Genomic DNA, 25,232 nt, shown 5'->3' with positions numbered 1-25,232 from the left:
CCTTTTGCAACAGGGCCCGCTGGAACCCCCTCGAAACCGGAAACTTTACAGGAAAAATCTTTGGATATCATTCCAGGTGACAATAATCATCAACAGCATCAGGAGCGCAAAACCGATAAAATGGACGATGCCTTCTTTTTGCCGGTCAATCGGTTTGCCCCGCAATGCTTCGATGCCGAAAAACAGCAGCCTGCCGCCATCTAAAGCCGGCAGCGGGAGCAGGTTCATAATCCCGATGTTGATGCTCAACAATCCTGCCCATTTAAACAAATAAATGATGCCCGACTTGGCGACGGTCTCTGTTGATTTGTAAATGCCGACAGGGCCTGACAGCATATCAATGGAAAAGCCGCCGCTGATCAGGTGGCCAAGCAGTTTAAAAATTTCCACCGTCCAAACGTATGTCTGTGTAATGCCGTACGTGGCTACTTTCAGCGGGGAATGGTCAACCGGGCTGGTCACGCCGATTCTCCCGATGGTCTTCCCGTCCTCTGAAATGCTTTTTGGCGTCACCGGAATGTCCATTGTTTTGCCGTTCCGTTCCACTGTAAACGTAATTTTTTCATCAGGGTGTTTTTGGATCACGTCGACAATGTCATTCCACGTCGAGATTTCGGCACCGTCAATGCTGATCACTGTATCCCCTTTATGCAGCCCGGCCTTTGCCGCAGCACTGTCCTTGACAACCGTTCCGAGCACCGGATCGGTCATCGGCACCCCCTGCACCACGGCCATAAGGGTAAAGACAAGGGCTGCCAGAACGAAATTCATGAGCGGGCCCGCAAAAATCGTGAGCGCCCGCTTCCCAAGCGATTTGGAGGCAAACTGGCGGTCCCAAGGCGCGATTTGCATTTCCATCCGGTCTTCGACAAGCACGGCATCCCTTTTCACTTTAAACGTCCGGAGGTGTTCATCATCGCCTTCTTCATAGCCTTTGATTACAAGCGCACGTTCCAGATCTGCAGATTCCGTTTCAATCATGCGCAATCCGGTATACCGGTCTTTTCCGTTCACCACGATTTTTTCAACGGCTTCGTTTTCATCGAAAAGCAGCCCAACCCGCTGGCCTGGCTTCAACTCCGGCATATCCGGGTCTTCCCCCGCCATCCGTACGTATCCGCCGATCGGAAGCAGGCGGACGGTATACTGCGTTTCGTTTTTCTTAAACGAAAGGATCTTCGGGCCGAATCCGATCGCAAATTCGCGGCATAAAATCCCGGCTTTTTTGGCAACAAAGAAATGCCCGGCTTCATGGAAAATGACAAGTGAACCAAAAATCAAAATAAAGGCTATAACTGTCGTCAAATGAATACCACCTTACTTTAAAATAGTCTCCGCCTTTTTCAGGAACTCCGGGCAAGCTCCCGCTTATATGAGCGAGGCCACATAGTCCCGCGTCTCACGGTCAACGGCCCAGATCGTTTCCAAATCAGGGTGTATAATTACATTATGCCTTGCAAGCGCCTTTTCAATCAACTGATCAATTTGCAAAAACGAAATTTTTTCCTGCAAAAAGGCATGGACCGCCACCTCATTGGCCGCATTCAGCACGGCCGGCATCGATCCGCCGGCTTTTCCGGCTTCATAGGCAAGTTTCAGGCAGTAAAAGCGTTCTTCATCCATTTTTTCAAAATGAAGCCGGCCGATTTCCGCCAAATCGAGCCGCTTTGCATCCGGTAGCGGCAACCTTTTTGGAAATCCGAGCGCATATTGAATCGGGATGCGCATATCGGGCATCCCGAGCTGCGCCTTTACGCTGCTGTCACGGAATTCGACGAGAGAGTGGATGATGCTTTCGCGGTGCAGGATAGTATCAATTTTTTCAAAGGGAAGGCCGAACAGCCAGTGTGCTTCAATGACTTCGAGCCCTTTATTCATCATTGTTGCCGAATCAACCGTGATTTTGGCGCCCATCGACCAATTCGGGTGGTTCAGCGCATCTTTTACGGTGACGGTTTCAAGCTGTTCCCTTGTATAATCACGGAAACTGCCGCCGGATGCGGTGATGATGAGTCGTTCGATCTCATCCTGGTTTTCCCCTTGCAAACATTGAAAAATGGCGGAATGCTCACTGTCAATCGGAAGAATCTCAGTGCCGGCGCGCCTTGCTGCATTCATCACGAGATGACCGGCTGTGACGAGCGTTTCTTTATTGGCGATCGCAACAGTTTTCCCCGCCCGGATCGCCTCCAAAGTCGGCAACAGCCCGACACTGCCAAGCACCGCATTGACCAAAATATCCGATTCGGCATATACCGCCGTTTCGACCATCCCTTTTTCCCCGTAGAGCACAACCGGGCTGTCCCCGAATTCGGTTTTCAGCCGGGCACAGTCTTCTTTGTCAGCGACAGAGACAAGCGCCGGATGAAACTCCGAAATAATTTTCCTCGTTAAATTGAGATTTCTCCCTGCTGAAAAGGCCGCGAGCCGGAATGCTTCCGGATGGTTCCGGATCACATCCAGCGTTTGTGTACCAATGGAGCCCGTCGCCCCCAATAAGCTGATTTGCTTCAATGCTATCCACCTCTTTTTCTATCCCGCCATCATTTTTAAAAAATGGATAAGCGGGAGGACAAACAATAAACTGTCAAAGCGGTCCAAAATGCCGCCGTGCCCGGGCAGGATTTTCCCTGCGTCTTTTACCCCGTAATGCCGTTTATACGCGGATTCCACCAAATCCCCGATCTGGCCGAAAACGGAGAGGACGACCGTGGACACCATGAGCCGCCCGAGCCCGAGGCCGATATTGGAATAGAAAAAAAACAGCACAGCAACAATGACCGCACACAGTACGCCGCCAAGCGCGCCTTCAACCGTTTTATTCGGGCTGATCTCTGGCCACAGCTTATGCTTTCCAAAAGCCCGTCCGACGAAATAAGCGCCGGAATCCGTTGCCCAAATGAGAAACAGGGCGTAAAAAATATAGGTTATGCCCGCATCTGGCGCATTTCTTGTTTCAATAAAATAATAAAAGCCGATGCCAACGTAGATGGCGGACAAAATGTGGAAACCAGCCTGCTCAAATGTAAACCGGTTTTTCGTCACCACCATGTAGGCAAGAAAAAGCAGCACGATCATATACACCAATTCAAGCTTTGAAAAGCCTGTTTGTGCGATGACATGCATATACTTTGATGGAAATAAAATCAGCCAAAGCAGCAGGACGGAAAGGAGGCCGCCAAAGGAAAAAAATGACTGTTTTCCCATCCGCAACAGCTCGTATAGCGCAACGGTCGCCATGGCATACACGAGCAGCGCAAACGGCCATCTCCCGTATATCACAAAAGGAATAAAAAAAGCTGCTGCCACGATGGCTGTAATGATTCTTTGCTTCATTCAGACTGCTCCTCACTTTTTAAACCGCCGTATCTTCGGGAACGTTTTTGATATTCTTCAATCGCACTTAAAAAATGTTCCTCATTAAAATCCGGCCATAACACATCGGTAAACACAAACTCCGTATACGCCAGCTGCCACAACATAAAATTGCTGAGCCGGATTTCCCCGCTCGTCCGGATTAAAAGGTCGGGGTCCTGCAGGCCGTGCGTCATTAAGTACTGGTGGAACACTTCCTCGGTCAGCTCGTTTTCATTCATTATACCATTTTTTACATCCATTAAAATATTTCTCACGGCGCGCATAATTTCATCCCTGCTCCCGTAGTTCAACGCAAAATTGAGAATCAGCCCGTCGTTTTGCGCCGTTTCACTGATCGCTTTATTGATGGCCCTTTGAGTATGAAGCGGGATTTTTTCTTTGCACCCCATCATCTGCACTTTCACATTTTCCGCTTTCAGCTCGGGAAGATAAGTGGATAAAAATTCTTCCGGCAGCTTCATTAAGTATTCCACTTCTAATTTTGGCCGTTTCCAGTTTTCTGTTGAAAAAGCATACAGCGTCAATACTTTGATTCCGAGCCGGTTGGCGATACGGGTAATTTTCCGGACGGTTTTCATGCCTTCGTGATGGCCGGCCACCCGCGGCAAATGGCGTTTTTTCGCCCATCTTCCGTTGCCGTCCATGATGATGGCGACATGTTCCGGGATGGCGGCAGCTTTCACTTTTTCGCCGCGGGTTGTCGTGTCGCGGCCTTCTTTATCGAAAGATTTCCATCTTTTTAAATTCATATGCACATTTGCCCTCCAAATGGTATCCGCCTGCAACTTTATGCACGGTACCGCGGCCATACGTGTTCAGTCGTTTCCGGCAAAAGTGGTATGACCTTTGTATTCCATTTGCCAACCTCTATTATAGAGAAAATGGATGCGTTTGTGTAGTTCTGTTTTTTAAACGATCCGGCCATTTGGTTTGGGGGTGTATGGAAAACCGGCTTTGTATCCCCTTTTAAACGCGTGTGTAGCCCCATTTTCCGGCAATATGACAGGATTTTAGAACCGGAACATTCCATGCTCCCGGGAAAAGCGCGCACTGATAACATAATAAAAAACTTCCATCGGCCGCTTGCCAACGGAAGTTTTTTGTCCGGCAGTCAGACTTCCATAATTTCCTGCTCTTTTGTTTTTGTCATTTTATCGATTTTTTGAATGTGCTGGTCGGTGATTTTCTGAACGTCTTCCGCGAAACCACGATGCTCATCTTCTGTAATCTCACCGTTTTTCTCCTGCTTTTTCAGTTCATCATTGGCATCACGGCGCACGTTACGGATGGCAACTTTTGCTTCTTCCGCTTCTTTTTTGATGAGCTTCACCAGTTCTTTTCTACGTTCTTCCGTTAAAGGCGGGATGGAAAGGCGGATTACGGAACCGTCATTATTCGGCGTAAGGCCGAGATCCGATTTTAAAATGGCCCTTTCAATTTCACCCAGCACCGTTTTATCATACGGCTGGATCACCATCAGGCGCGCTTCCGGCACGGAAATGGACGCAAGCTGGTTTACAGGTGTCCTAGCGCCGTAGTAATCTATCGTGATTTTATCGAGCAGGGCCGCGTTTGCACGCCCCGCACGGATGGAGCCGAGTTCGCGCTGAAAAGCCTGGATTGCTTTTGCCATTTTATCTTTTGCAGTGTCAATGACCTGATTTGCCATCATATTTTCCCCCTAACGATTGTCCCAATGGTTTCGCCCAAGACGGCGCGTTTGATGTTTCCTTCCTCCATAATTGAGAATACTATAAGCGGGATGTCATTGTCCATACATAAAGAGGACGCGGTGGAGTCCATGACAGCGAGGCCGTCTTTGATGACATCCAGATATGAAAGCTCTTCATATTTCACAGCATCTTTGTCCAGTTTCGGATCGGCAGAATAAACACCGTCCACATTATTTTTTGCCATTAAAATGACATCGGCTTCAATTTCTGCTGCACGCAGCGCGGCGGTCGTATCGGTGGAGAAAAACGGGTTGCCCGTACCGGCGGCAAAAATAACGACACGACCCTTTTCCAGATGGCGGATGGCCCGCCTTCTGATATAAGGTTCTGCCACCTGGCGCATATCAATGGAAGTCTGCACGCGTGTTTCCACGTCGCTCTGTTCCAGGCTGTCCTGAAGGGCCATTGCATTCATGACCGTGGCGAGCATGCCCATATAATCAGCCGTTGCCCTGTCCATTCCCATCTGGCTGCCGATCTTGCCGCGCCAAATATTGCCGCCGCCGACGACAATCGCCACTTCAACGCCAAGCTCGACAATTTCTTTTACTTGCCGCGCGACGGACTGGATGACCGTCGGATGAATACCAAAGCCCTGCTCTCCAGCCAATGCCTCACCACTTAATTTCAATACGACACGTTTATATTTAGGGGTGTCCATTTTGAACCTCCAATATGGTTATGTAAAATTGCCCCGGTCCATCTTTGCCGGTAAACGGGGCGTTTTTTTTGCAAGGTTAAAATCCTGCCTTCTTTTAAAAAGAGGAACACACTGTGTTCCCCTTTTAAAACTAGTTTTTCTTCACTTGATTCATGACTTCTTCAGCAAAGTTTTCCTGGCGTTTTTCAATGCCTTCGCCGACTTCATAACGGACAAAATCTGCCACTTTTGCATTATGGGAAGCGACGAACTGCCCAACCGTTTGATCCGGATTTTTGACAAACGCCTGGTCTGCCACACAAATTTCCTCGAAGTATTTCTTCAAGCGTCCTTCCACCATTTTTTCCACAATCTTTTCCGGTTTGCCTTCGTTCAGCGCCTGTTGTTTTAATACTTCGCGTTCATGGGCCACTTCTTCTTCCGAAACCTGGTCGCGGGAGATGTATTTCGGATTCATCGCTGCAACATGAAGGGCAACGTCTTTTGCAACAGAAGCATCGGTTGTGCCTTCAAGAACAGTGAGCACACCGATACGGCCGCCCATGTGGAGGTATTCGCCGAACGCACCGTTATCCGTTTTCGTTTTCAGGGCAAAACGGCGGAGCGAAATTTTTTCACCGATTTTGGAAATCGCCTGTGTAATAAAATCATTGACAGTCGATCCGTTTGCCATTGTTGATTGTAAAGCGGCATCCAGATCGGCCGGTTTGCTTTGAAGCAAATGTTCAGCGATTTCTTTTACAAGGTTTTGGAATTCTGCATTTTTTGCAACAAAGTCTGTTTCGGCATTGACTTCGAGAATGACGGCGTGGTTGCCTTCGCTTAATACGTAAGTGGTTCCTTCTGCAGCAACGCGGTCTGCCTTTTTCGCCGCTTTTGCGATCCCTTTTTCACGAAGATAGTCCACCGCTTTTTCCATATCGCCGTTCGTTTCCGTCAGCGCTTTTTTGCAATCCATCATGCCTGCGCCGGTTTTTTCACGAAGTTCTTTCACCATTTGAGCTGTAATTGCCATCGGATTTCCTCCTTCAAGTTTATGTACGTCTCCCTAAAAAAAGGTGATAAGCACAAACCTTCTTATCACCTTTTTTATTGGGATATTTTGGGTAAGGTGCGGCCGCTGTCAAACCCCGGCCGGAAAACGGATCAGGCTTCGACAGTCGTTTCTTCCGTGCCCGCTGCTTCGCCGGATTCGGCCGGAACTTCAGCGGCACCTTCTTCGCCCTGTTTTGCTTCCACAATAGCATCCGCCATTTTGCTGGTCAAAAGTTTGACCGCACGGATCGCATCATCGTTTGCCGGAATGACATAGTCAATTTCATCCGGATCGCAGTTTGTATCCACAATCCCGATAATCGGAATGTTTAATTTTCTTGCTTCCGCTACCGCGATGCGTTCTTTGCGCGGATCGATTACAAACAATGCATCCGGCAGGTTCCGCATATCTTTAATGCCGCCAAGGAATTTCACCAAACGGTCGTGTTCTTTTTTCAACTGGACGACTTCTTTTTTCGGAAGGACATCAAATGTGCCGTCTTCTTCCATTTTTTCGATTTGTTTCAAACGGTCAATCCGTTTTTGGATCGTTTCAAAGTTGGTTAAGGTTCCGCCAAGCCAGCGGTGGTTCACGTAAAACATGCCGGAACGTTCCGCTTCATCTTTAACGGATTCCTGCGCCTGTTTTTTCGTGCCGACGAACAGAATATTTCCGCCGTTGCCTGCAAGATCTTTTACAAAGTTATAAGCTTCTTCTACTTTTTTGACCGTTTTTTGCAGGTCAATAATATAGATGCCGTTCCGTTCCGTGAAAATGTATTTTTTCATTTTCGGGTTCCAGCGGCGCGTCTGGTGGCCGAAATGGACACCGGCTTCGAGCAGTTGTTTCATTGAGATTACTGACATTTTATTTCCTCCTATGGTTTTTTTCCTCCGCCCCAATCCTTTTCAAAAGGAGACCGCTTAAAAGCAGCACCGTCCTTTAAATCATGAAGCGTGTGTGATAACACCAACGATTACTATACCATAAAAAAAAATGCGAATCAAGCATTATCCGCGTCCTGTCTGAAATTTGAGAAGCAGCTCGATTTCCGTGCGGCCTTTATTTAATTTTTGGGCAATTTCATCAACAGTATACCCGTTTTGTTGCAAATCATTCACTTTTTGCAAAAGGCTTTTTTCTTCCTGAAGCTGCCCATCGCTTTGTTCCCCTGAAATTTGCCGGGCCGCATTCCGGTACGCCCGGTTTGCGGATACCTGGATGAGCGCATCTGACTTCAGTTCCGCTGTTTCTTCTGTCTCAGGCGGTTGTTTTGTTTCCGAACCCGGCTGTCCCGTTTCCGGCCCTGCTTTTTCCCCCGGGCTTGCCTCTTTCATCCTGCCTGCTTTCATTTTTTTGATGAAAGCATCGTTTTCTTCTTTTAACTCCATCAGGTATACGGAAAAGATGTCTTCAATTTCTTTCACCATTTTATTGACGTTTTGTTCTGCCCGGGCAAAGCGGTTTTGCCGTAAATAGAGCAGGATGATGGCAAAAATGGAGAGCACATTAAATAGGAAAGAAAGAATGAGGAAAAAAATAACCGTTTGATTCACCCCCTCTGATTACAGCAGCCGTTTTTCCAAAATATTCCGCAGTTTGTAAATGGCCTTCGAATGGATCTGGGAAATCCGGGAAGTGGAAAGCCCCATCACTTCGCCGATTTCTGTCAGCGTGCATTCTTCCTGATAAAAGAGGCTCAGCACAAGCTGCTCTTTTTCCGACAGGGCACGGATGGCCTCCGCCAGTTCCTTTACGGTTTCCTTTTTTTCCAGCTCGGATTCCGGCTGGCCGGCATTCCTGTCCCCGGACACGAACCGGGATGCTGCTTCCGGTTCATCATTATCGGTGCCCGTTTCTTCAATCGACAGGACATTGGCAAAAAACTGTTCATTCATCGTTGTGCAGACTTCCGTTTCTTCCATGCCAAGCTCCAAAGCGACTTCTTTTGGAGAAACGGTGCGCAAGTATTTCTGCTCGAGACTTTCAATGGCGCTTTCAATTTTTTTCGCTTTTTCCCTTGTGCCTCTTGACAGCCAGTCTTCTTTCCGCAGGCCGTCCAAAATCGCGCCGCGGATCCGAAAAGAAGCATATGTATCAAATCTCAGTTCGCGGGACGGATCAAATTTGTTTAATGAATCCAAAAGCCCGAACATGCCAAGGCTTTTTAAATCCTCTTTTGACACGTTGCGGGGAAGCCCGGCGGCAATTCTTTGGACATGGAAAGAAACAAGCGGCATATATCTTTTCACAAGGGCATTTCCGGCTTCCGGATCACGGGATTTAAGCCACAAATCCCAATCTTTCTGCTCCTCACCCTGTTTTGGCTCCTCCGCCATATCGCATCCCTCCTTGTTGCCATCGCTTTTCCCGAAAACAAAGGGGCGGCCTCGTCATATTTCGACAGAACCCTGGTTGACCGTTCTCACGGTCAGTACGGCATTTCCCGGGTTAAATTCAATCGTGCGGCCGCTTTTTCCCCCGGTATCTTCGGCCACCAATTGAATGCGGTACTTTTTCAGTTCCTGTTTTACAGCCTCGACATTGCGCGGCCCGATCCGCATCGCTTCATTCATGGAAGAAAAAGAAAACATTTCGGCTCCGCCGGCGATTTTTGCTAGCAGTCTGCTCTGGTGGCAGCCTGCGCTTTTCAGCATGCCGATCAGTTCAAAAATAGCGGTATCCGCAAATTTTGCTTTATTCATATGCTCTCCATTCTTCGCAATGAAGGATGAAGGCAGCATTACATGGGCAAGCCCGGCTGTTTTAGCCGGCAAATCGTACAAAACGACGCCAACGCATGAGCCAAGCCCGGTTGTCCTGATCAGGCCGGGAGAAGTGACGATCTTCATTTCCGCAATGCCCACTTTGACAATGTTCATTTCGCTATCCATCTAATTCAACCCTTAGCGCACGGAATAGGATTTCATAAGAATCCGGATCCGGAAAGAGGAAAAAATGCCCCTTCATATCGGAATTTTCCGCCTGCTCATCGCTCAGCACTGTATCAATCACGATGGCATAATCGCTGACCTGGGACAGTTCAATCAAACCATAGCTGATAATGGAACCGAACATATCAATGCTGAGTGCCGGGACGGAAGGCAGCATATCCAGCTTCGTAAAATCGGAAAGCGCCGTTAAATAAGACCCCGACAAAATATTGCCCAGTTCCAGCATCGCCGACAGCCCGAGCTCCGGGTATGGCGGCTTTTCAAAGGAGAACGACGGATCCTCGATCATTTCTTTAATGAATCTTTCGCCCTGGGCAACCGGCACGATGAAAAAAATATTGCCGGGCGCATCGCCTTCAATCCGCAAAAACACGCTCACCACAACGAGCTCAGCGCCGCCGATCAGCTCCATAATTTCTTCAAAGGAGGCAATATGGACATCCGGGACCGTCATTTTGATTTTTTTATGCAGCAATTTGGAAAGCGCCGTTGCGGCATGTCCCGCTCCGATATTCCCGATTTCTTTTAAGACATCAAGGTGAAGATTTGTGATTTTATTTTTAATATCCATTTAAAATACCCCTATTGTAATGGCGTTAAAGTTTTTTCTAAATCAAGCAGCAGCAAAAGCCTCTGGTTTATATTCGCCACACCGGAAATAAAGTCCTCTTTGCCCGCGTTTACCACTTCCGGCTCGGGTTCCACTTTTTTTTCGTCGATATCCAGAACATCCGTCGCCTCGTCCACAAGCAGGCCCGTTTCAATTTCTCCAAACCGGACGATGATCAGCTTGCGTTCCTCCTTATCAGCGTCCGTGTCATCCTCCATGCCAAACCGTTTTTTCAGATCAATGACCGGAATAATGATACCGCGTAAATTCATCACGCCAAGTATAAAAGGAGCGGTAAGCGGCACTCTTGTAATATGCTGCAGCTTTTCAATGGCCAAAACCTGCGTAACCGGCAGGGCATACTCTTTATCATTCAACTGAAATACGATCACTTTCTCCAACGATCTCAACCTCTTTCCTGGGCAATGAAATGGGCGGCAAGCGCCTTGTTTTCTATTTGATCAGCGCATTGCTGTCGATGATAAGGGCAACCTGGCCGTTTCCAAGAATGGTGGCGCCTGATATGGCAAATACATTCGTTAAATAATTTCCTAAAGATTTTAATACGATTTCCTGCTGGCCGATAAAGGCGTCCACCACAAATGCAGCCAGTTTTTCCCCTTTTCGCACAATCAGTACGGAGACATATTCATCATTTTGCTTTGCATCCGGAACTTCAAATATTTCATTCAAAAAGACAAGCGGCACCACTTTGCCCCGGAAATCGATCACTTTTTGGTGATGCGCTTTTAATATTTCGCCCTTCTTAATAATGGCCGTCTCTACAATAGAGGATAACGGAACAGCATATTTTTCCGTCCCGATTTCCACAAGCATGACGGAAATGATCGATAAGGTAAGCGGCAGCTGAATCGTAAAGACGGACCCGCGCCCTTCTGCGGAATGGACAGAAATCGAGCCGCCCAATGATTGAATGGTTGATTTCACCACATCCAGCCCGACACCCCGGCCGGAAATATCGGATACATGGTCAGCGGTTGAAAAACCGGATTCAAAAATCAGGTTATAAATCTGGCTGTCTGTTAAACTGCCGGCTTCTTCCTTTTTGACAATGCCTTTTTCAATGGCTTTTTCCAACACTTTTTCACGGTTAATGCCGGCGCCGTCGTCTTCAATTTCTATAAACACATGGTTGCCGCTGTGATAAGCTTTTAACGTAATGGTTCCTGTTTCCGGCTTCCCTGCCCGCTTTCTTTCTTCCGGCTGTTCAATGCCGTGGTCGCACGAATTCCGGATCAGATGGACAAGCGGGTCGCCGATTTCATCAATGACGGTGCGGTCCAGTTCTGTTTCGGCGCCGATAATGTCGAGATCCATTTTTTTGTGCAATTCTCTTGCCAGCTGGCGGACAAGCCGCGGAAAACGGTTAAACACCGTTTCGACCGGCACCATCCGCATGTTCAAAATAATCGTTTGCAAGTCGCCGGAAATTCTGGACATCCTTTCAACGGTTTCATTGAGCTCCGGATGGTTCACTTCTTTTGCAATTTGTTCGAGGCGCCCGCGGTCAATGACCAGCTCTTCAAATAGATTCAGCAGATTATCCAGCCGCTCGATGTTCACACGGATCGTCTTGGTTGTATGTTTCTGTTTTTGCGGATGCTTTTTTGCCGGTTTTTGCGGATGCTTTTCCGCTGCGTCCGGTGCTGCCTGTTTTTTCTGCTCTGGTTCTGCCGGTTTCTCCGATTCTGCCGTTTCCGGGTGTTGACCGCGCCCATCCTGCTTTGTGAGAGTCACGGTGCTTGCTTTAACATCTTCAATCTCTGACACCTTGCAGATTTTTTCGCGAATCTCTTCCCTGTCTTCTTTTGAGATCAGTGTCACTTTAAATTCATTGTCAAACTGTTCTTCTTCCAGCTGGTCGGCCGGCGGATCGGAATGGATGATCTCGCCGCATTTTTCAAGGATATCAAAGACCATGAATACCCGCGCCGCTTTTAATAGGCAGTCGCTGCGCAATTTTACCGTGAACTGGTAACAGTTGTACCCTTGTTCTTCCGATTGAACAATCACGGCCTGTTCGTACTGGTCAAATTCGTCTTCCTCTGTTTCCGCCTTTTCCGCTGTCGCAGCTGAAGTTTCTTTCTCCGTCTTCTTCTCTCCGGCTGAACCATGATCTACCGCTTCGAGGCGGGCGATCGTCCCGCTCACATCCAATTTGCCGTCCCCACCGTTTGCAACCGATTCCACCATCGCTTCCAGATGGTCCACCGCAGTAAAAATCACATCGATAATGTCCGGGGTTACAGACAGCTTCCCGTTCCGGATGGCATCAAGCACATTTTCCATCTTATGGGTCAGATTGGCGAGATCTTCATACCCCATTGTTGCCGACATCCCTTTCAATGTGTGGGCGGAACGGAAAATTTCATTGACAATTTGCAAGTCATCCGGGCTTTTTTCAAGTAGCAGCACATTTTCGTTTAACGACTGGATATGTTCCCTGCTTTCTTCAATAAACACTTCCAAGTACTGGCTCATTTCCATCTATACCACACCCTAATCACTAATAAATTTCATGATTGCCTCCGCAATTTTTTCCAGCGGCAAAACTTCATCCACCACTTTCGCGGCAATGGCACTTCTCGGCATGCCGTAAACGATGCAGCTTTCTTCCGCTTCGGCAATCGCTCTTACGTGCCCGCGATTCTTTAAGGCGATCAAACCTTTTGTTCCGTCTGAACCCATCCCGGTCATGATGATGGCAAGTGTTTCATAGTTTTTTAGCATGCTCACCGATTCAAATGTTTTATCCACAGCCGGCCTGTGCCCGTTAACCGGCGCGGATTGCTCAAGCTGGATAAAGAGATGTGCGCCGTGCGCCTCCACGCCCATATGGAAGTCCCCGGGCGCAATATAAACCGCCCCCGGCTTGAGCATTTCGCCATCCTCGGCTTCTTTCACCCTGATGTTTGAAATGGCATTCAGCCGGTTGGCAAGCGACTTTGTAAATCCGCTTGGCATATGCTGGACAACCAGAACGGGCGCTTCCAAATTCCCGGGCAGGGAAGAAAGAACGGTTTGCAGGGCGCGCGGGCCTCCGGTCGATGTTCCGATGCAAACCAATTTTTTCTGTGCTATCCGTCCGCTTTGAACAGGATCGGACAAAGGTTGCGTGTTTTTTTCCGGTTCGCTTCCTTTACGTTTTTCCCATTTCACAAATCTGCCCCCTGTTTTTCAAAACTGTCATTTCATTGCCCTGTTATTGTCATGCATGTTTAAGATTTCAACAAAAGCCCCCTCAGTTTCCGCATAAATACCGGTGCGCGCTGGCTGGGCCCGTCCGAATTGCCGGATACATAGCGGTTAAGCAATTCATCGATTCTTCTTGCAGCCGCTGAATGTGGAAATGCACTGTAAAACGGCAGCTGCCTTGATACAGCTTTTTTTACATGCGCATCTTCCGGCACAACGCCGAGAATGTTCACTTCTTTCCCTAAAAATTTCTTAACTGTAAATTGAAGCCGGTTTAACGTCAACATCCCGTCTTTTTCTTTTTCCGCCCGGTTGCAAATTAAATAAAGGGGGGCGCTGAATTGCTGCATGTAAATATATTTCATCATCGAATAAGCATCGGTAATCGCTGTCGGCTCAGGTGTTGTGACAATAAAAATATCATCAGCCGAAAGCAAAATTTTAAGGCTTGATGGCGCGGCGCCGGCACCCATATCGAAAATGATGTAATCAAAATCATACTGGAGCAGTTCGAGCTCTGTGACAAGCCTGGTTACAGCAGCTTCTTCCATCTCGACAATCTGGGCAAACCCGTTGCCGGCAGAAATATAAGAAATACCGGCCGGCCCGTCGCATATCATTTGGGCAAGTGGGATATTCCGGTTGATAAAGTCCGAGATCGTGTATGGTGCGTCAAGCCCGAGAAGGACGTGGATATTGCCCATGCCGACATCCAGGTCAAATAAAAGGACTTTTTTTCCCCTTTCTGCAAGTGCCATTGCCAAATTGACCGAGATGTTCGACTTCCCGACGCCGCCCTTTCCACTTGCGACTGCAAGCGTTTTTGCCGGAATCCCGTGTTGCATTTTTAACTTTGCGCGCAGCTGTTCTGCCTGGTCTCTCATTTGTCGTTCTCCCCAAATACGTATTCGGCAAAAATACCGGGGGTTGCCTCGAGCATATCATCAGGGACATCCTGGCCGTTTGTCACATAAGCACAGCCTTTTCCATACTGTTCCATTAAATTGATCGCAGCGCCGTAAGTGGATGTCTCATCCAGCTTGGTGAAAATAAACCGGTCAATCCTGATGCTTTGAAAACTGTCAAAAACGGCTTTCATATCTTTCTCTTTCATCGTTAACGACAACGTCAGAAAGGTTTCCATTTCCGCATGAAAATCGATGAGTCCTGAAAGCTCGCGGACATATTGCAGCTCCCTGTAATTCCGGCCGGCGGTATCGATAAAAACACGGTCAAAATCGGAAAATTTTTCGATCGCTTTTTTGAAATCGGACAATTTATAGACCACTTCGAGCGGCACATTCAGCAGGTTTGCATACGTTTTTAATTGTTCAATCGCTGCAATCCGATACGTATCCGTTGTAATGAAAGCAATTTTTTCTTTTTTTTCGAGCACGGCCTGTGCAGCCATTTTGGCGAGTGTCGTCGTTTTGCCGACACCGGTTGGGCCGATCAGGTTCACGTACTTTTTCTGGCTCCCCCCGTATGTCAAATGGGCGAGCTTTTTTTGAAGCAGTGCCTTCGCCTGCTTTAAAATTTCGTTTTCCGTCAGATTGCCGTTTGCTTTCTCCCATTCTTCATACAGGGCATCTCCGATCACAACCAGCAGCGATTCATCCAGCCCTTGCTGCAAACCTGTGTTTAATCGTTTTTGAATCGGCAGTGGATACTTTTGGTAAGCGGGATTCCCAAATTTCGACACTTCCTGGACCACTTTTTTCAGCGCTGCGATTTCTTTTTGCAGGCTTTCTTTTTCTGAACGGACGGAGGCATCCGGTGCGCGCGCAGGTTTTTCACCACGGGCAGGGGCCGTTTGTACCGGACTGTTTTTCCCGGCATCCGGGTCAACGGCTGCAATTACTTCGATGTTCCGCTTTTTCATAAATCCAAGAAAGCCTTTGTGCTGGACCACTTTTGAATTTAAAATGACGGCCTGGTCCCCAAGCTCAAGACGGATCTGTTTCATTGCTTCAGACATATTGGGCGCCATAAACTTTTTAATTTTCATTCTATGTTCACCAGCCCTGTGCTTTGTACCTCAACGTTTGCTTCCAGTTCATTATAGGAAAGAACCGGCACCTGAGGAAAGAACCGTTCAATCATTTGCCGCAAATACATGCGGATGGCAGGCGAACAAAGGATGACCGCGGAACTGCCGGTAAGCGATACCCTCTCAACCTGCTGTGCAACGGATTCCACAATTTTTTGCGACACGGACGGGTCCAGGGAAAGATAATTGCCATGTTCCGTACGCTGGATGCCATCCGCAATCAATTTCTCTACTTTCCCCGAAACGGTGATGACTTTTAATTGCCCGTCTTGCGCATATTGCGCCGTAATTTGCCGCGCGAGACTTTGGCGGGCGTATTCCGTCAGCAAATCGGTATCTGTTGTTAATTTACCATAGTCGGCTAACGTTTCAAAGATAATCGGCAGTTTTCGGATGGAAACATTTTCTTTCAAAAGATTCGCCAGCACTTTTTGGATCTCGCCGACGGACAACGGGTTCGGTGTTACCTCTTCCACAAGCACCGGGTACGACTCTTTCAAATGGTCAATCAACGCTTTTGTTTCCTGCCTTCCGAGCAGCATATACGCGTTTTGCCGGATCGTTTCCGTAATATGGGTCGAGACAACCGTCGGGGGGTCCACGACCGTATAGCCCATCATTTCCGCCTGTTCTTTTTGTTCTTCCGTCACCCATTTTGCCGGCATTCCGAAAGCCGGCTCGACCGTCTCAATACCTTCAACGGAGCCGTCATCTTCGCCGGGCGCCATCGCTAAATAATGGTCGAGAAGAAGCTCGCCTTTGGCAAGTTCATTCCCGTTAATTTTCAACCGGTACTCATTCGGCTCAAGCTGGATATTATCGCGGATCCGGACAACCGGAATGACAATGCCGAGTTCGATGGCGAGCTGCCTGCGGATCATGACAATCCTGTCAAGCAAATCGCCCCCCTGGTTGGCATCCACAAGCGGGATCAGGCCGTAGCCGAATTCGAATTCGATCGGGTCAATATCGAGCAGGCTCATGACGCTTTCCGGGCTTTTCAATTCCTCAGGCTGGAGTTCTTCCGCTTTCTCCGCGCTTTCCTGTTCCGTCTTTTTCGGGACTTGCTGGAGCCGGAAACCGCCGATGAACAGCGCCGCTGCCACCGTCATGGTTAAAAAATCATTAATCGGCGTAAACAAGCCGAGCAGAAAGATCGTGCCGCCCGCGACATATAGCATTTTGGGATAGGACAGCATCTGCGCCATTACGTCCTGGCCAAGATTGCCGTCTGATGCCGCCCTCGTGACCACGATCCCGGTTGCTGTCGAAATGAGCAGAGCCGGCACCTGGCTGACAATGCCGTCGCCAACGGTCATCAGCGAAAACTGGCTCGCGGCATCACTAATGGAGAGGCCGAGCTGGGTCATGCCGATAATGATCCCGAAGATAAGATTAATGAGAACGATAATGATGCTGGCAATCGCATCGCCCTTGACAAATTTGCTGGCACCGTCCATCGCGCCGTAAAAGTCTGCTTCCCGGCTGACTTTTTCCCGGCGAGCGCGCGCCTCCTGATCGGATATCATGCCGGCATTCAAGTCCGCATCAATGCTCATTTGCTTGCCCGGCATCGCATCGAGCGTGAACCGGGCCGCGACTTCAGCCACCCGTTCAGCGCCTTTTGTAATCACAATAAATTGGATAATAATCAAAATCGTAAAGACGACTAGCCCGACGACGATGTTGCCGCCGACAACGAACGATCCGAACGTCTCAATGACCCCGCCGGCATTGCCGGTGGAAAGGATCGAGCGGGTGGTTGAGATATTCAGCCCGAGCCGGAATAAGGTTAAAATGAGCAGCAATGACGGAAAGACGGAAAACTGAAGCGGCTCTTTCATATTCATTGAGATTAAAAGTACCATCAATGCAAGAGAAATATTACATATAATTAAAAAGCTCAATGCCCATGTCGGAAAAGGGATAATTAGCATAGTGACGATTAAAATGACACCTGCGATCACGGGAATATCTCTCAAATCTCTTGCACTCATACGGTTTCTCTCCTAACTTGCATGAAAAAGCTTAAATTTTATGCTTGATTTTGTATACGTACGCCAAAATTTCCGCTACTGCTTTAAAAAACTGTTCCGGAATGCGTCCGCCAACTTCCACCTGCTCATAAAGCGCCCTTGCCAGCGGCCTGTTTTCCAGCATGACAATGTCATGCTCTTTTGCGATCGATTTGATTTTTTGGGCAAGGAAGTCCGCTCCTTTTGCCACAACGATGGGCGCATCGCTCTTTGTTTCATCGTAGCGGAGGCAGACGGCAAAATGCGTTGGGTTCGTAATGACGACATCGGCGTTCGGCACTTCCTGCATCATTCTCCGCATCGCCATTTCGCGTTGCTTTTGCCTGATTTTTGATTTAATCAGCGGGTCGCCTTCCATATTTTTAAATTCTTCCTTGATTTCCTGCTTGGACATCCGGATATTTTTTTCAAAATCGAAACGCTGGTACAAGTAATCAAGAACGGCGAGCACAAACAGGGCAACAGAAGCGCTGATGCCGGTTATGGCGGCGAGATGCCCGACTGCAGCCAGCGTATCGCCCGCGCTTTTAAACGGCAGGCCTGAAATATCCTGGATATTGGCCCAAATGACGTAAAAAGCAACAACGCCGACCACCGCCATTTTTAAAACGGATTTTAACAATTCCACAAGCGCCCGGATCGAAAAAATCCGTTTTAATCCGGCGACGGGATTGATTTTGTTTATATTCGGTTTCAGCCCTTCACCGGTAAAAAGGAGGCCGGTTTGGGCCACATTTCCGACCACGCCGGCCAAAAGGGCAACGGCCATAACCGGCAAAAGCATCGAAGCCAGCTGTTTCATGACGCCGGTCATCAATTTGCCAACGCTTTGCTCCGTGACATCCTGCAGCATATATTTTGAAAAAGCCTGGCGAAAGAGTGCCATCATCGGGCTTCCGATCGAGGAGGCCCCGAAATACAAGAACAGAAACACCGCAAGAAGCATGACAGCCGTTACGATATCCTGGCTTTTGGCTGTCTGCCCCTTTTTGCGGGCATCACGCCGCTTTTTCGGCGTTGCCTTTTCTGTTTTCTCCCCTGCGAAAAACTGCAAATCGAGTGAGAGGTGCTTCAAACGGATCCCCCCAACAGTGCCATACAATTCCGCATCGCAACAAACATCCATTCAAACAAATGTTCAACCGCGATATAAATCGTGCCCATTGCCACCGCCAGCGCGATCAAACTAACGGCAATTTTGACCGGAAAGCCGACCACAAAAATATTAAGTTGCGGTACGGTCCGGGCGATGATGCCAAGCGCAATGTCCGTTAAAAACAGGACGGCGACAACAGGTGCCGACATTTGAAAAGCGACGAGAAAGACACGGGCCAAAAGGGTTGCCAAATATTTTGCGAGATTGAAAGACCCGAGATGGACCCATGCCTGATCGAGCGGGATAAACGAATAGCTGTAATAAATCCCGTCCAAAAGCAAGTGGTGCCCGTTCAGGGAAAGCAATAAAAGCAGCGCAAAAGTGTACAAATATTCCCCGGTAAGTGGCGTTTGCGCCCCTGATTGCGGATCAATCACATTGGCCATGGAAAACCCTGCCTGAAAATCGATAAACGTACCGGCCAATTGCACGGCCGACAAAATGAAATAGGCTACAAAGCCAAGCAGCAGGCCGACAAGTGCTTCTTTAATCATCAGCATAAAATAGGCGCCATCCATGGTGAACGGTTTGGCATGGATCGTGTATGTCACAAGGACGGACAAAAAGAAGCCAAGGCCGATCCGGAACCGGGCCGGTACGCTCCTGTGGGAAAATAACGGCATCATGATAAAAAAAGTGGTGACCCTAATGAAAACGAGTAAAAATATGCTGAATGACGGAATCAGTTCATCCATATGTTAACCTATATATTGTGTTAAATTGGATAAAATTTCTTTTGTGTATGTAAGCATGTGGCTTAGCATCCACGGGCCAAGCAGTACAAGGCCGAGCAGCACCGCAACAATTTTCGGGACAAATGCCAGCGTCTGTTCCTGGATTTGCGTTGCAGCCTGGAAGATACTGACAATCATACCGACGACAAGCGCAATCAATAAAAGCGGACCGCAGACCATAAAGGTCACCATGATGCCTTTTTCGGCCAGTGAAATGACCATTTCCTCACTCAATCCATTCACCTTCTTTAAAAACTTTCAAGCAGCGACTTCACAACAAGATACCATCCGTCCACGAGCACAAACAGTAAGATTTTAAAAGGCAGCGAGATCATCACAGGCGGCAGCATCATCATTCCCATCGACATCAGGACACTTGCCACGACCATATCGATGACAAGAAAAGGAATGAAAATCATGAAGCCCATTTGAAAAGCCGTCTTTAATTCGCTGATTGTAAATGCCGGAACAAGGGTTGTCATTGGAATATCCTGCACCGACTTAGGCTGCTTTTTATGGGCATAATCCAAAAACAGCTGCAAGTCTTTCTGCCGGGTCTCTTTCGCCATAAATTCCTTAAACGGCTTCTGGGCTTTGTCATAAGCCTCTTCCAGCGTCAGTTTATCATGGAACAACGGCGTGAGCGCCTGTTTATTTACCTGTTGAAACGTCGGAGCCATGATAAAAAACGTCAGAAACAGCGCAAGGCCTACGATCACCTGATTCGGTGGGGCTGTCTGCGTGCCGAGCGAAGTCCGGACAAAAGACAGGACAATGACAATCCGCGTAAAAGAAGTCAATAGGATTAAAATGCTCGGTGCCAATGAAAGAACGGTCATAAGCAAAAGGATTTTGACCGAAAGGGAAACGGTATCGCCGGATGTGCTGCTTAATGTATTCAACAACTCATTCATCGTTCTGTTTCTCCTTCTCCCTTTGTTCCAGTTCTTTCATCGCCTGCGCCCGCTCCTCCCTGATCGCGCTAATTTGCGACTTCAGCAAATGCCCGAACGGGGTTGCTTCTGTTTTTGCCCCAGTTTCCCTGTTTTTCACCGCTTTTATGAGCCTTGTCGCAATATCGCGCGGTTCCAGTTGCTGCTCGAGCTTTTGATTGTACTGGTCAACGAACTGCCTGACCTCTTCCTCGTCATCAATTTCTTTGACAAGCTGCACATCGTCCCCGACACCTAAAATAAGAATCCTGTCGCCCGCTTTTACAATTTGCAGCGACTTATTTCCGCCCAAAGGCGTGCCGCCGAAATTCTGTATCATTTTACTGCTTTGATAGGCACGGCTTCTTTTGTTGACAAATTTTAAAACAAAGTATAGTAAACAAATCACGAAAATAAGTGCGAGGATCATCCGCGCAATATCCCCGAAGGTTACCGCCGGATTTGCCGTTTCCGATTGTGTAGCCTGGCTTTCGGATTTTCCGTCCGTTTGTTTTTGACACTGTTTCGGATGGTCGATACATTCTTTCACATTTCCGTTAAAAGAAGCCGCGAGGGCATTGCCGGGTGCCGAAAACCCGTACAGCAGGCACAGCAGAATCCCAAACAGCAAAAGCCCCTTCGTCACTTGGCTTTGCAAATCATTGTCACCTTCCTGGCATCGTCAGCCGAGCGTTTTTTGGATGGCCTCAATTACACGGTCAGCTTGGAACGGTTTGACGATAAAGTCTTTTGCACCGGCCTGGATGGCATCAATGACCATCGCCTGCTGGCCCATTGCCGAGCACATGATGACTTTTGCATCCGGGTCGATTTTTTTAATTTCCTTCAGCGCGCTGATCCCGTCCACTTCCGGCATTGTAATATCCATTGTCACAAGATCCGGCCGGTGTTCCTTATATTTTTCGATTGCTTGTGCGCCGTCTCCCGCTTCAGCGACAACGTCATATCCGTTTTTTGTCAGAATGTCTTTAATCATCATGCGCATAAACGCAGCGTCATCTACAATCAAAATTTTCTTTGCCATTTGGATCTTCCCCCATTATCTCAGTTTTTTCAGCCGGTCTTTCTGGCTCACGATATCTGTCACACGCACACCGAAGTTCTCATCAATCACCACCACTTCCCCAATGGCAATTAACTGATGGTTGATGAGAATATCCACGGGTTCTCCGGCGAGCTTGTCCAGTTCCACAATGGAGCCGGCGCCCATCTCAAGAATTTCCCTTACTGTTTTCGATGTCCTGCCCAGTTCAACAGTCACTTCAAGCGGGATATCAAGGAGCATGTCCAGATTTTTCGTTTCAACGCGCGGCGCTGTTTCTTCAAAACTCGTAAAAACAGCTGGCTGCACATTTTGGTACATCTCCTGTTTTGCTGCATTTTGAGCAGGCTCAGCCGGTTTTTCCGCAGCATGGCCGCGCATATTTTGATCCGGCTGCTTTTCCTCTGCTTTTTTTTCAGCTTCGGCGGGTTGTTCAGGATGAATGAGATCGCGCGCCAGTTTTTTTGCAAACGAAAGCGGCAACAGCTGCATGATCTGCGAATCGATTAATGACCCGATCATAATCCGGAACGAGACTTTCACAAGCAAATCCTGGTCCGGAAGCTTGTCCGTGCCTTCGCCTTCCAAAATATTTAAAAGTGAAACGGCCGGCGGGGAAATATCGATTCTTTTATTAAAAACCGTAGACATCGAGGTAGCGGCAGAACCCATCATCTGATTCATCGCTTCCTGTACCGCGCTCAAATGGATCTCATCCAGTTCGCTGCTCGGATTTTCGCCGGTTCCGCCCAGCATCAAGTCGGCAATAATGGCGGCATCGGATTGTTTAATGACGAGCACATTCACGCCGGAAAAGCCCTCCGTGTATTTCACCTGAATGGCCACGTAAGGATGCGGAAATTCATCCGCCAGTTTGTCGTGCCGGACAATGCTGACCTCAGGCGTTGTAATTTCAACTTTTTGTGAAAGCAGGGTGGACAATGCCGTCGCAGAGCTCCCGAACGAAATGTTACCAATTTCCCCAAGCGCATCCCTTTCCATGGAATCGAGATAATCTTCCACACGGAGGGAATCTTTGGCGCTTGCGTCTTCCAGATTTGCAGTGCCGTTAAGAAGGGCATCAATTTCTTCTTGCGACAGCATATCATCGCTCATACTGTTCTTCTTCCCCTTCCTCTATGATATCAAGGATTTGGACAGCCATTTTAGTGCCTTGCTTGCCCGGCTGCCCAATGAATTTCGGAATTTTATCCACCTTGACAACCAACGGCTCTTCAATGGTTTGGTTCAGCCGTATACAGTCGCCAATTTCCAGATTCAGAAAATCTTCAATTTTTATTGTTGCCGTCCCCAGTTCGGCGGTGAGCGGCACTTTTGCCTCCTTAATGCCTTCTTCGAGCAGGCGGATATTATTCGGGTCCGGTTCCTTTCCGGCGTGCTGCATCCAATAATGCCCGGACAATTTCGGCATCATCGGGTCAAGCACCACTTGCGGCAGGCATAAATTGATCATGCCGCTTGTATCGCCGATGGTCGTGTTGAGAGAAATGACGACCACGGTTTCATTCGGAGAAATCATCTGCAGAAACTGCGGATTGACTTCCAGTTCAGTCAGAAAGGGATTGATTTCGATGATCTCGCTCCACGCTTCCTTTAACTGGTCGATGGTCTGGTCAAAAATTCTCGTCATGATTTTCTTTTCAATCTCAGTGAGTTTGTCAATTTTATTGATGCTTTCCCCGTACCCTCCCAACACACGATCCATCATCGTATAGGCAATGTTCGGGTTAATTTCCATAATAATATTCCCGTCAAGCGGGGGAACTTCATAAACCGTCAAAAGCGTCATTTTCGGTATCGAACGGATAAATTCCTCATACGGAATCTGGTCAGCCGATGCAACGGAAATCTGCACGTAAGTCCGGAGCTGGGCAGATAAAAAGGTTGTCAGAATCCTTGAGAAGTTTTCATGAATTCTTGTCAGGCTTCTGATCTGGTCTTTTGAAAACCGGAGTGCCCGCTTGAAATCATATACTTTGACTTTCCGGGTTTCCTCTTTTTTTATTTCCTCCGCGTTCATTTCCCCCGTTGACAGGGCGGATAGCAGCGCATCAATTTCAGACTGCGATAAAATATCTTCCGGCAAGTTTACCCACCCCCCTTGTTTACATACAGGCACAGGGGCCGGACTGCCTGCTGCGGCACTGCCTGTTTGCTACACTCTGCCTTTATTGCTTCAACAGGCGGCATACTTTTATTGGATAACAAAGGAAGTAATATATACATTTACAACTTCGCCGTCCTGCATCATTTTATTTAACCGGTTTTTTATGTCTGTTTTGAACTTTTGCTTCCCCTTTTCAGCTTGCAAATCCTGCATGTTCATATTTGACAGCTCGTCAATCATAATGTCCTTGATTTGAAAATCTCTTTTTGTCAGTTCTTCTTTTGCTTTTTTATTGTTTCCTTCAATTTTGATGGCAATCTGGACGATGTGGTTGTCTTTCAGATTGGTTGTCATCGTGTCAATGTCCACGGAAGAATCGACAACTTCATCAATGTTTGGCCCTTTTGCCTTTGTTGCCTCGTTCGATTTATAGATGACGATGATGGTGATGATGCCGGCCAGTAAAATGACGGAAATCATCACAAGCATGATCCGCACCATTTTATTCATTCCGGCCCCTCCTCCCCGGTATTTCTTCCAAGCAAAGAAACAGACCGGAAAAAGGCGGTCACTTTTTGCTCGATTTCTTTGCTCGACTCCCTAACAATATAAGCGTGTCCGTTTGTCAGGATGATTCTTGTATCCGGCATGCTTTCCACCGTTTCAATATGAATAGCGTTTATCCAGAATGCCCTGCCGTTTAATTTTGTCACTTCAATCACATTATGCGGGCCGGGGCTAGAGCCCTGGCCCCCTTCCCCCTATCGTTTCAGATTGACAAGTTCCTGCAGAATTTCATCGGATGTCGTAATAATTCTTGTATTCGCCTGAAACCCGCGTTCTGCTACGATCATATTGGTCAACTCTTCCGACAGGTCGACATTGGACATTTCGAGATAGCCGGATTTGATTGTGCCTGCACCGTCTTGTCCCGGCTGGCTTACTGTGACCGTCCCCGCATTGGAATTCGTTGTGGTATATAAATTGCCGCCGACTTTTGTCAGCCCGGCAGGATTCTGGAAAGTGGCAATGCTGATTGTTCCAATTGTATTGCCATCCTGATCGGTAATGGTTCCGTCTGTTGCGACTGAAAAGCTTTTGACATTTGCGCCAAGGGTGATGGCTTGTCCATTTGTACCCAGCACAGTAAAACCTTCTGAATTGACGAGTCTTCTGTTATCATCAAAGTAAAAATTGCCGGCACGCGTATAGTACGTGTTGTTGCCATCTGCTACTCTGAAATATCCGTCTCCTGTAATCGCAAAGTCAAGGGGACGCCCCGTTGATTCCGGACTTCCTGAAGTATCAACGGTATCAATTGAACCGATCTGAGACCCAAGGCCTACCTGCTGGGCGCTTGTGCCGGGCGTCGCGCTGGCTAGCGTCTGGCTGATCGCATCTTTAAACGTCACACGCCCTTTTTTGTACCCGTAAGTATTCACATTTGCGATGTTGTTTCCGATTGTATCAAGTTCTGTTTGAAAGTTTTTCATGCCGCTTACACCTGAATATAATGAACGTAACATTGCATTAACCCCTCTCCAT

The 25,232-nt window shown here is 48.0% G+C and carries 29 protein-coding genes; all 29 read right to left on the bottom strand.

Translation table 11 applies throughout. The annotated features are described in order from the left end of the window. Nucleotides 1–45: 45 nt before the first annotated feature. Nucleotides 46–1,305 (bottom strand): RIP metalloprotease RseP, encoded by a 1,260-nt coding sequence (gene rseP, locus NST70_RS06555; protein ID WP_014095420.1) that lies wholly within the window; start codon nucleotides 1,303–1,305, stop codon nucleotides 46–48. 63 nt (nucleotides 1,306–1,368) lie between these two features. After that, on the bottom strand, nucleotides 1,369–2,514 hold the full coding sequence (locus NST70_RS06550; RefSeq protein WP_061565824.1) for a 1-deoxy-D-xylulose-5-phosphate reductoisomerase: 1,146 nt from the start codon (nucleotides 2,512–2,514) through the stop codon (nucleotides 1,369–1,371). Nucleotides 2,515–2,532: 18 nt separating this feature from the next. Next, nucleotides 2,533–3,336 (bottom strand): phosphatidate cytidylyltransferase, encoded by an 804-nt coding sequence (locus NST70_RS06545; RefSeq protein ID WP_014095422.1) that lies wholly within the window; start codon nucleotides 3,334–3,336, stop codon nucleotides 2,533–2,535. Next, entirely contained in the window at nucleotides 3,333–4,127 is a 795-nt protein-coding gene (locus NST70_RS06540; RefSeq protein WP_014095423.1) for an isoprenyl transferase, read from the bottom strand. The genes NST70_RS06545 and NST70_RS06540 overlap by 4 nt, the downstream gene beginning before the upstream one ends. A gap of 362 nt (nucleotides 4,128–4,489) precedes the next feature. Beyond that, complete coding sequence (gene frr / locus NST70_RS06535; RefSeq protein WP_026104623.1) at nucleotides 4,490–5,047, bottom strand: ribosome recycling factor; 558 nt, start codon at nucleotides 5,045–5,047, stop codon at nucleotides 4,490–4,492. Further along, nucleotides 5,047–5,772 carry a UMP kinase gene (gene pyrH, locus NST70_RS06530; protein ID WP_014095425.1) on the bottom strand — a complete coding sequence of 242 codons (726 nt, stop codon included), beginning with the start codon at nucleotides 5,770–5,772 and terminating at the stop codon, nucleotides 5,047–5,049. Before pyrH ends, frr begins: the two co-directional genes overlap by 1 nt. 130 nt (nucleotides 5,773–5,902) lie before the next feature. Further along, a complete protein-coding gene (gene tsf / locus NST70_RS06525; protein WP_014095426.1) occupies nucleotides 5,903–6,787 on the bottom strand; it encodes a translation elongation factor Ts in 885 nt (294 codons plus the stop codon). Between the two features lie 131 nt (nucleotides 6,788–6,918). Beyond that, a complete protein-coding gene (gene rpsB / locus NST70_RS06520) occupies nucleotides 6,919–7,674 on the bottom strand; it encodes a 30S ribosomal protein S2 (protein ID WP_014095427.1) in 756 nt (251 codons plus the stop codon). Between the two features lie 144 nt (nucleotides 7,675–7,818). Then, nucleotides 7,819–8,364, bottom strand: coding sequence for a hypothetical protein (locus NST70_RS06515; protein WP_061565825.1), 546 nt, complete (start codon nucleotides 8,362–8,364; stop codon nucleotides 7,819–7,821). Between the two features lie 9 nt (nucleotides 8,365–8,373). Further along, nucleotides 8,374–9,147, bottom strand: a complete 774-nt coding sequence (locus NST70_RS06510) for a FliA/WhiG family RNA polymerase sigma factor (protein WP_014095429.1) — start codon at nucleotides 9,145–9,147, stop codon at nucleotides 8,374–8,376. A 54-nt stretch (nucleotides 9,148–9,201) separates the two neighbouring features. Next, a complete protein-coding gene (locus tag NST70_RS06505; protein WP_014095430.1) occupies nucleotides 9,202–9,702 on the bottom strand; it encodes a chemotaxis protein CheD in 501 nt (166 codons plus the stop codon). Continuing rightward, the gene (locus NST70_RS06500) at nucleotides 9,695–10,333 is read right to left on the bottom strand and encodes a chemotaxis protein CheC (protein WP_014095431.1); all 639 of its coding nucleotides are present in this window, start codon (nucleotides 10,331–10,333) and stop codon (nucleotides 9,695–9,697) included. The genes NST70_RS06505 and NST70_RS06500 overlap by 8 nt, the downstream gene beginning before the upstream one ends. 11 nt (nucleotides 10,334–10,344) lie before the next feature. Beyond that, nucleotides 10,345–10,773: a chemotaxis protein CheW gene (locus tag NST70_RS06495; RefSeq protein WP_017551531.1), complete on the bottom strand. Its 429-nt coding sequence runs from the start codon at nucleotides 10,771–10,773 to the stop codon at nucleotides 10,345–10,347. A 52-nt stretch (nucleotides 10,774–10,825) separates the two neighbouring features. Next, nucleotides 10,826–12,880, bottom strand: coding sequence for a chemotaxis protein CheA (locus tag NST70_RS06490; protein WP_014095433.1), 2,055 nt, complete (start codon nucleotides 12,878–12,880; stop codon nucleotides 10,826–10,828). A gap of 12 nt (nucleotides 12,881–12,892) precedes the next feature. After that, on the bottom strand, nucleotides 12,893–13,552 hold the full coding sequence (locus tag NST70_RS06485) for a CheB methylesterase domain-containing protein (protein WP_014095434.1): 660 nt from the start codon (nucleotides 13,550–13,552) through the stop codon (nucleotides 12,893–12,895). Nucleotides 13,553–13,611: 59 nt separating this feature from the next. Continuing rightward, the gene (locus tag NST70_RS06480; protein ID WP_014095435.1) at nucleotides 13,612–14,472 is read right to left on the bottom strand and encodes a MinD/ParA family protein; all 861 of its coding nucleotides are present in this window, start codon (nucleotides 14,470–14,472) and stop codon (nucleotides 13,612–13,614) included. Beyond that, a complete protein-coding gene (flhF, locus tag NST70_RS06475; protein ID WP_014095436.1) occupies nucleotides 14,469–15,596 on the bottom strand; it encodes a flagellar biosynthesis protein FlhF in 1,128 nt (375 codons plus the stop codon). Before flhF ends, NST70_RS06480 begins: the two co-directional genes overlap by 4 nt. Continuing rightward, nucleotides 15,593–17,635 (bottom strand): flagellar biosynthesis protein FlhA, encoded by a 2,043-nt coding sequence (gene flhA, locus NST70_RS06470; protein ID WP_014095437.1) that lies wholly within the window; start codon nucleotides 17,633–17,635, stop codon nucleotides 15,593–15,595. The genes flhF and flhA overlap by 4 nt, the downstream gene beginning before the upstream one ends. 31 nt (nucleotides 17,636–17,666) lie before the next feature. Then, the gene (gene flhB / locus NST70_RS06465) at nucleotides 17,667–18,749 is read right to left on the bottom strand and encodes a flagellar biosynthesis protein FlhB (protein ID WP_017551525.1); all 1,083 of its coding nucleotides are present in this window, start codon (nucleotides 18,747–18,749) and stop codon (nucleotides 17,667–17,669) included. After that, the gene (fliR, locus tag NST70_RS06460) at nucleotides 18,746–19,525 is read right to left on the bottom strand and encodes a flagellar biosynthetic protein FliR (RefSeq protein WP_014095439.1); all 780 of its coding nucleotides are present in this window, start codon (nucleotides 19,523–19,525) and stop codon (nucleotides 18,746–18,748) included. The genes flhB and fliR overlap by 4 nt, the downstream gene beginning before the upstream one ends. A gap of 3 nt (nucleotides 19,526–19,528) precedes the next feature. Further along, on the bottom strand, nucleotides 19,529–19,798 hold the full coding sequence (gene fliQ, locus NST70_RS06455; protein ID WP_014095440.1) for a flagellar biosynthesis protein FliQ: 270 nt from the start codon (nucleotides 19,796–19,798) through the stop codon (nucleotides 19,529–19,531). Nucleotides 19,799–19,812: 14 nt separating this feature from the next. Continuing rightward, the gene (fliP, locus tag NST70_RS06450; RefSeq protein ID WP_014095441.1) at nucleotides 19,813–20,478 is read right to left on the bottom strand and encodes a flagellar type III secretion system pore protein FliP; all 666 of its coding nucleotides are present in this window, start codon (nucleotides 20,476–20,478) and stop codon (nucleotides 19,813–19,815) included. Next, nucleotides 20,471–21,154: a flagellar biosynthetic protein FliO gene (locus tag NST70_RS06445; RefSeq protein ID WP_014095442.1), complete on the bottom strand. Its 684-nt coding sequence runs from the start codon at nucleotides 21,152–21,154 to the stop codon at nucleotides 20,471–20,473. Before NST70_RS06445 ends, fliP begins: the two co-directional genes overlap by 8 nt. Before the next feature lie 24 nt (nucleotides 21,155–21,178). Then, nucleotides 21,179–21,541, bottom strand: coding sequence for a response regulator (locus tag NST70_RS06440; RefSeq protein WP_014095443.1), 363 nt, complete (start codon nucleotides 21,539–21,541; stop codon nucleotides 21,179–21,181). Nucleotides 21,542–21,556: 15 nt separating this feature from the next. After that, nucleotides 21,557–22,675 (bottom strand): flagellar motor switch phosphatase FliY, encoded by a 1,119-nt coding sequence (gene fliY / locus NST70_RS06435; protein ID WP_017551523.1) that lies wholly within the window; start codon nucleotides 22,673–22,675, stop codon nucleotides 21,557–21,559. After that, entirely contained in the window at nucleotides 22,665–23,666 is a 1,002-nt protein-coding gene (gene fliM / locus NST70_RS06430) for a flagellar motor switch protein FliM (RefSeq protein WP_014095445.1), read from the bottom strand. Before fliM ends, fliY begins: the two co-directional genes overlap by 11 nt. 108 nt (nucleotides 23,667–23,774) lie before the next feature. Continuing rightward, on the bottom strand, nucleotides 23,775–24,197 hold the full coding sequence (fliL, locus tag NST70_RS06425; RefSeq protein WP_017551522.1) for a flagellar basal body-associated protein FliL: 423 nt from the start codon (nucleotides 24,195–24,197) through the stop codon (nucleotides 23,775–23,777). Further along, a complete protein-coding gene (locus NST70_RS06420; RefSeq protein ID WP_017551521.1) occupies nucleotides 24,194–24,409 on the bottom strand; it encodes a flagellar FlbD family protein in 216 nt (71 codons plus the stop codon). Before NST70_RS06420 ends, fliL begins: the two co-directional genes overlap by 4 nt. 39 nt (nucleotides 24,410–24,448) lie before the next feature. Beyond that, the gene (flgG, locus tag NST70_RS06415; RefSeq protein WP_342476000.1) at nucleotides 24,449–25,213 is read right to left on the bottom strand and encodes a flagellar basal body rod protein FlgG; all 765 of its coding nucleotides are present in this window, start codon (nucleotides 25,211–25,213) and stop codon (nucleotides 24,449–24,451) included. Nucleotides 25,214–25,232: the final 19 nt, after the last annotated feature.

It is taken from the genome of Weizmannia sp. FSL K6-0777, from assembly GCF_038593185.1.
Classification (GTDB): domain Bacteria; phylum Bacillota; class Bacilli; order Bacillales; family Bacillaceae_C; genus Weizmannia; species Weizmannia faecalis.
Note: the sequence above shows the minus strand (reverse complement) of the source record. Positions and strands in the feature narration are given on the sequence as shown.